Raw genomic sequence first — 6,044 nt, forward strand, 5'->3', positions numbered from 1 at the left:
TATCTTCCGCCCCGTCACTGGGGAGTAGCCGCCTTACGCAACGTAAGGAGCCGACGTCAACAGACTTGGTCGAAGACCATGGCGTCGGCGGCATCAGCTAGGCGAGACCTTTGACTTCGTCCGCGGCCGGGGCCGGCGGTGGGGCGAAGTCATGGGTATTGCGCCGCTGGCCCCTGGAGTCATTCGTGGAAGCCTTGGTTACCTCGCTCGGCATGGTCGCATTTGCCGAGATGGGCGATAAGACACAGCTGTTGTCGTTCGTCCTCGCCGCTCGTTTTCGCGGTCAGCATTGGCCCATCATCGCGGGCATATTCGTCGCAACCATTGTCAATCACGCCCTCGCGGCGCTGGCCGGCGATTGGATCGCCGCCAAAGTCAGTCCCGACGTCCTGCGTTGGATTCTCGGCGGCGCCTTTCTCGCCTTCGCCTGCTGGGCGTTGATTCCCGATACGCTCGATGAGTCCGAGCAGCACACCGCGAAGTACGGCGCTTTCCTCACGACAGTGGTGCTGTTTTTCATCGCCGAGATGGGCGACAAAACTCAGCTCGCGACCGTGGCGCTCGGCGCGAAGTATGCAAGCCTGATCGCAGTGTCGATGGGCACCACGCTCGGCATGATGGCGGCGAACATCCCGGCCGTCCTGCTCGGTGAAACACTCGCCAAACGTTTTCCTTTGAGCAAGATGAGATTCATCGCCGCCGCGCTGTTCGCGATCTTCGGCGTGATGATTCTGCTCGAGGTGAATCTGGGCCTGGGCCTCTTGTGATTGACATGAGCCGCCGTCAGGCGCGTATGTCCCCGTCGACATACAACCAGCAACCCTCTTCTTTCACGAAGCGACTGCGCTCGTGCAGCCTGGCGGCGGAACCTCCACCGATGCGATACCGGGCGATGAATTCCACTTCGGCGGAATTCTCGCCCCTCTGAGCAGTGTCGACGATCTTCAATCCGAGCCACTTCTGATTACGGTCGAACGCGATCGACTTCGGCCGCTGCGTGGCGTGCCAGGTCGCGAGCAGATAGGGCTCGTTACACAGAACGAACGCCGTATATCGCGATCGCATCAGCGACTCGGCATCAGGTGCGGGAGCGCCGCCGTGCCAACGACCACAGCAACGCTCGTACTCCAGCGACGAGCCGCACGGGCAAGTGGGTTTGTCTGATCGCTTCACGCCGCCACTCCGATCTGACGACGCAGAGCTTGAGGCGGCACTCCATAGGCGCGCAGGAATGCACGTCGCATGCGTTCACGGTTGGCGAATCCCGTCTCACGAGCCACCACTTCGATCGGATGCCGCCCCTCCTCCATCATGAGCCTGGCCGCTTCGAGGCGCAGCGTTTCTATCGCCTTGGCCGGCGACCGTCCCGTCTCTGCGCGGAATGCACGACTGAACTGTCGTGGGCTCAAATGGACGGCATCCGCCAGTTGATCGACAGAGTGCAGCGTCCGCAAGTTGCTCCTCGCATACGCGAGAGCACTTTGAATACGATCCGATTTCGGATCGAGCTCGAGCAGCGCCGAGAACTGCGACTGCCCACCCGCGCGACGATGAAACAGCACCATCTTCCTCGCCACGTTCCGCGCGATATCCAGTCCCAAATCTTTTTCCACCATGGCGAGTGCGAGGTCGAGGCTGGCCGTCATGCCTGCCGACGTCCACACCGGACCGTCAATGATAAAGATCCGATCTTCTTCCAGCGTCACCCGTGGATACATCGAGCGGAACTCACGAGCGAAATGCCAATGCGTGGTTGCGCGACGGCCATCCAGGATCCCGGCGTCCGCGAGAACGAACGCTCCGGTGCAGGGACCTGCGATACGCCGTGCACTCCGAGCCGATTTGCGCACGAAGTCCAGCAATTTTGGACTGGACTGAGTGATGGTGGTCGCACCACCGAACATCACGGTGTCGAACCGCTGTCTGCCGAAGCGCTGTGTGTCGACGACAGCGCCGATGGATGTGCCGATCTGGCCTCCCGACTCCGAGAGCACAGTCACATCGTAGAACGCGCGACCGATCTCGCCATTGGCCATCTCGAATACCGACAAAGGCGCCAGGCTGAGCACCTGGACTCCGGGAAACAGCACCAGTCCGACGCGATGCATGGCGGCCACCCACGATGTCCTGAAAAGTGGCATATACGACATTCCGGCCACCGACCGCAAGCCTATATTCACCTCAACCCGCCACTGCGGTGGTCAACGAGGAAACGGTCATGAGCAATCACAGGGGCACTGCCCTCATCACAGGCGCTTCCACGGGCATCGGCGCCACCTACGCCGATCGTCTCGCGCGACGCGGCTACGATTTGATCCTGGTGGCGCGCAACCGCGAGCGTCTCGACGCGCTCGCACGCCGAATCACCAACGAAACTCAGCGCTCCGTCGAAGTGCTGACCGCCGACCTCAACAATCGCGCGGATCTGCAGCGCGTGGAAGACAAACTCCGCGCCGACGCGAGCATCACGATGCTGGTGAACAACGCCGGCGTTGCATCTGTAACACCGCTGGCAAACTCCGACGTGGCGCAGATGCAGAGCATGATCGAGCTCAACGTCACAGCTCTCACGCGACTCACCGCTGCAGTCACACCTGGGTTCGTCGCGCGAGGCTCCGGCGCCATCATCAATATCAGCTCCATTGCCGCCGTGGCCCCGGAGTTATTGAATGGAGTCTATGGCGGCACCAAAGCGTTCGTTCTCGCCTTCAGTCAATCGCTGCACCACGAGCTCGGCGGCCAGGGCATTCGAGTGCACGTTGTATTGCCGGGCGCCACGGCCACGGATTTGTGGAGCAACGCCGGCGCGTCCCTCGAAGTTTTGCCGAAGGAGATCGTCATGACCGTGGACGATATGGTCGACGCCGCGATTGCCGGATTCGATGCAGGCGAGTTCGCGACGGTGCCGGCACTGCCCGATATCGCCGACTGGGAAGCGTTCGAATCCGCACGGCTTGCGCTCAAGCCCAATCTCTCGCACGCCAAGCCAGCGGCGCGTTACGGCTTCTGACAACTCAGGATGAGTGGCGACGCTGCATGGCTTCGCCACTCTTTTCCTGAAAGCGCCGGACGGCGGCGTCGATGGTGAAAAAGAAGTGATCGCCGCCGAGCGCGGTGTAGAGGCCCGAGCGCTGCATCACCTGGCGCACCGGCGCTTTGACGCCGGCGATATAAAAGGTAATGCCTTTTTTCTTGAACTCGTCGGACAGCTGATGCAGGGCAGTGTCCGCCGAGGAATCCAGATCGTTCACTGCGCTGGCGTCGAGGATCAGGGCCTTCAACTCGCCCTCGTACCCGTCGCAGATCTCATGAATGCGCTCTTTCAGGAATACCACGTTGGCGAAGTACAACGATGCGTCGATGCGCAGGATCACCAGCCCTGGAAGGGTCTCGCCTTCCGGGAAATGCTCGACGTTGCGAAAGATATTGGTGTTCGGCAGGCGCCCGAGGATGGCCGTGTACGGCCGCGTGTTCAATGTGATGAACAGCAGAATCGACGCGACCACTCCCATGAACAACCCTGCCATGACGCCGAAGATCAGCGTGGCGGCGAACGTGAACACCAGTAGCAAGCCTTCCGTGATCTTCACGTTGAACAGATACCGGATCTCGCGTGTATCGATCAATCGCAGCGAAGACACGACCAGGATAGCGGCGAGCGTCACATCCGGCAGGTAACGAAACAACGGCGCCAGGAACAACAACGTCAGCAGCACGCAAAAGGCGGTGACGATGGCCGAGATCGGCGTCTTCGCGCCGGCCGTGGCGTTCAGTGCGGATCGGCCAAGGCTACCCGAGACGGCATAGCCCTGAGACACGCTCGAGCTCACGTTCGCCAGGCCCATAGCCGTCAGCTCGCGATTGGCGTCGATGTCATAGCCGTGTTTGTTGCCGAGAGACTTGCCCACCGACACAGTTTGCGCGAAGCCCACCAGCGCCATGGTCAATGCTAGCGGCAACAGTTGTTGGACTTGCGTCCAATCGAGCTCGGGAACGCTCAACTCCGGCAGGCCGCGCGGCACTTCGCCCAGCACGCGCACTCCATGCTGTTCCAACCCAAATAGAAAAGACAGAGCCGTGCACACAGCCACCATGGTCAACGGGCCCGGCGCTTTCGGCGAAAGTTTGCTGAAGCCCAGCAACAGCAAAATGCAGCTGACGCCCATGGCCAAGGTCGCGGGATTGGCCTCACCGGCGCGCGACATCACATCCAGCATCGCTTCGTATAAATAAGGGAACTGTTGCTGAGGAATGCCCAGGAAATGATGCAGTTGGCCCAGCGCGGTGATGACCGCGATGGCGGAAGTGAAGCCCGCGAGCACGGGATAGGACAGAAAGTTGACCAGGAAACCGAGCCGCAGCGCGCCCATGATCAACTGCGAAACGCCGATGACCGCCGTCAGCAACGTGGCCAAAGCAATGTATGCAGTCGTTCCGGCGATGGCCATGGTGCTGAGACCGAGCACCAACATCAGCGAGTCCACGGTGACTGGCCCGACCGATGCATGTCTGCAACTGCCCGTGAGCGCATACACGATCATGGGCAGGATGGATGCATACAGCCCCATGACGGGCGGCAAGCCAGCCAGCAATGCATAGGCGATGCCTTGTGGCACCAACAGCGCCGCGACCGTGAGCCCGGCCATGAGCTCGGTGCGCAGCTCGAATTTTCCATACAGCTCGCTGGCGTTGAAGACCGGCAACGAACGTTTCAGGAACGCTCGCCAGTCGCGCACATCGGTCGCCTCCTTGACCGCGACACCCGCCTTGCTGATGGCGCGTTGAACGCTCGCCCCGCGCTCTTCCTCGTGATGGCGAACGTAATGATCGGCAGCGGCGAACAGCGTGCGCTCGCTGGCGGAGTTCGGCGACGGCACCTGCACGGCTTGCACAATCAACTCGTACGGGCCAATCTTGATGCGCTCGCCAGGATGCACCAAGTGCCGTTGTATGCGCGTGCTGCCGACGAATGTGCCGTTGGAGCTGCCGAGGTCCTCGACGACGCAGCCGCTGGCTTCGTTGATCAGCACGGCATGTTTCCAGCTGACCTGCGAGTCTTTGAGATGAATGCCGCTGCCTGGATCGCGGCCGATGACGGTGCTGCCGGCGGTCAGTCCATAATCGCGGTGGGAGCCGTCGACGCCTCGCACGGTGACCTTGTTCATAGATGTTATTCTCGCCCCAGGGGCATGATACGCCCCGGTCGACTGCAGTGACCATGCCCGTCCGGGCAGCTCAGGGCTCAGGTCGACTCATTGTCGATGCGCCGGAACTCGAACCGGTCGCGAATGTGCTGGTTGAAAAATTCGCCCTTGGAGAAGGACCGGCGCATGGCGTCGTAAGTGTCGCCGGGTACGTCCAGGTAGATGTAACTTCGGCCGGAGCGAAACAGCACCCGCAGCTCTCGCCGGTTCGCGTCGTACTGGAAAGACTGGATCACCGTCGACGGCATGCCGCCCAAACGTGCCGGCCGGCAGGCGGTTCCTGGTGTGGCGTCCCGGAGGACACCTTGCGGATTCGCCTTATTGATTCGTGACGCGAGTGGCTTGCGTAATGGCCTCGGCGGCCCCATGGTGCATCCTGTGGACCGTCGCTGTGGATTTTTCCCCGACGGGGAACAAGTCCACCGCAGTCCGAGTCCTTTCAATAGGCTATGCCCCATTCCACAGACCCGGGGCCCGAAGGAAGCTCGCATGCAGGTACAAGTCAATCACGACAATCGTGTCCGCCTCGCCGGAGACACCGCCGAACGGCTGTCCAGGACGGTCGAGGATTCTCTGGCCAAGTTCGCCGATCGAATCACCCGAGTGGAAATGCACCTCGGGGATCTCAACGGAGGCAAGGGAGGCCCAGACAAGCGCTGCATGCTGGAAGCGCGCATGTCAAATCTGCAGCCCATCGCTGTGACTCACCACGCGCAGACTTTGCAACTCGCCATCGATGGCGCGCTGGAGCGACTGGATCACGCGCTCAGCCACGCCATCGGCAAGCTCGAAACGCACTGATCTGTTGATATAGCCGCGGTCGTACTTCGCGTCGTCGCC

General features: G+C 61.4%; 7 protein-coding genes and 1 riboswitch. Of the genes, 3 read left to right on the top strand and 4 right to left on the bottom strand.

All coding sequences use genetic code 11. The features are described from left to right. The first annotated feature begins 7 nt into the window (after positions 1 to 7). Positions 8 to 181: riboswitch (yybP-ykoY riboswitch) on the top strand. Between the two features lie 4 nt (positions 182 to 185). Further along, on the top strand, positions 186 to 767 hold the full coding sequence (locus tag VGD45_RS02615) for a TMEM165/GDT1 family protein (RefSeq protein WP_331153707.1): 582 nt from the start codon (positions 186 to 188) through the stop codon (positions 765 to 767). Between the two features lie 16 nt (positions 768 to 783). Here the strand turns inward: VGD45_RS02615 and VGD45_RS02620 are convergent, their stop codons facing one another. Next, positions 784 to 1,173, bottom strand: coding sequence for a YchJ family protein (locus tag VGD45_RS02620; RefSeq protein ID WP_331153708.1), 390 nt, complete (start codon positions 1,171 to 1,173; stop codon positions 784 to 786). Beyond that, positions 1,170 to 2,108, bottom strand: coding sequence for a GlxA family transcriptional regulator (locus VGD45_RS02625; RefSeq protein ID WP_349263198.1), 939 nt, complete (start codon positions 2,106 to 2,108; stop codon positions 1,170 to 1,172). Before VGD45_RS02625 ends, VGD45_RS02620 begins: the two co-directional genes overlap by 4 nt. Before the next feature lie 110 nt (positions 2,109 to 2,218). Between VGD45_RS02625 and VGD45_RS02630 the strand changes: the two genes are divergently transcribed. Continuing rightward, complete coding sequence (locus VGD45_RS02630) at positions 2,219 to 3,010, top strand: SDR family oxidoreductase (RefSeq protein WP_331153710.1); 792 nt, start codon at positions 2,219 to 2,221, stop codon at positions 3,008 to 3,010. A gap of 4 nt (positions 3,011 to 3,014) precedes the next feature. On the opposite strand, the gene sulP is transcribed toward VGD45_RS02630, so the two are convergent. Both sulP and VGD45_RS02640 read right to left on the bottom strand, forming a co-directional pair. Further along, positions 3,015 to 5,165, bottom strand: a complete 2,151-nt coding sequence (sulP, locus tag VGD45_RS02635; RefSeq protein ID WP_331153711.1) for a sulfate permease — start codon at positions 5,163 to 5,165, stop codon at positions 3,015 to 3,017. A gap of 77 nt (positions 5,166 to 5,242) precedes the next feature. After that, positions 5,243 to 5,572, bottom strand: a complete 330-nt coding sequence (locus VGD45_RS02640; RefSeq protein WP_331153712.1) for a KTSC domain-containing protein — start codon at positions 5,570 to 5,572, stop codon at positions 5,243 to 5,245. A 121-nt stretch (positions 5,573 to 5,693) separates the two neighbouring features. On the opposite strand from VGD45_RS02640, the gene VGD45_RS02645 reads away from it, so the two are divergent. Then, a complete protein-coding gene (locus VGD45_RS02645) occupies positions 5,694 to 6,005 on the top strand; it encodes an HPF/RaiA family ribosome-associated protein (RefSeq protein ID WP_331153713.1) in 312 nt (103 codons plus the stop codon). The last annotated feature ends 39 nt before the right edge of the window (positions 6,006 to 6,044 follow it).

The sequence above is a fragment of the Steroidobacter sp. genome (assembly GCF_036402275.1).
Taxonomy (GTDB): Bacteria; Pseudomonadota; Gammaproteobacteria; order Steroidobacterales; family Steroidobacteraceae; genus Steroidobacter.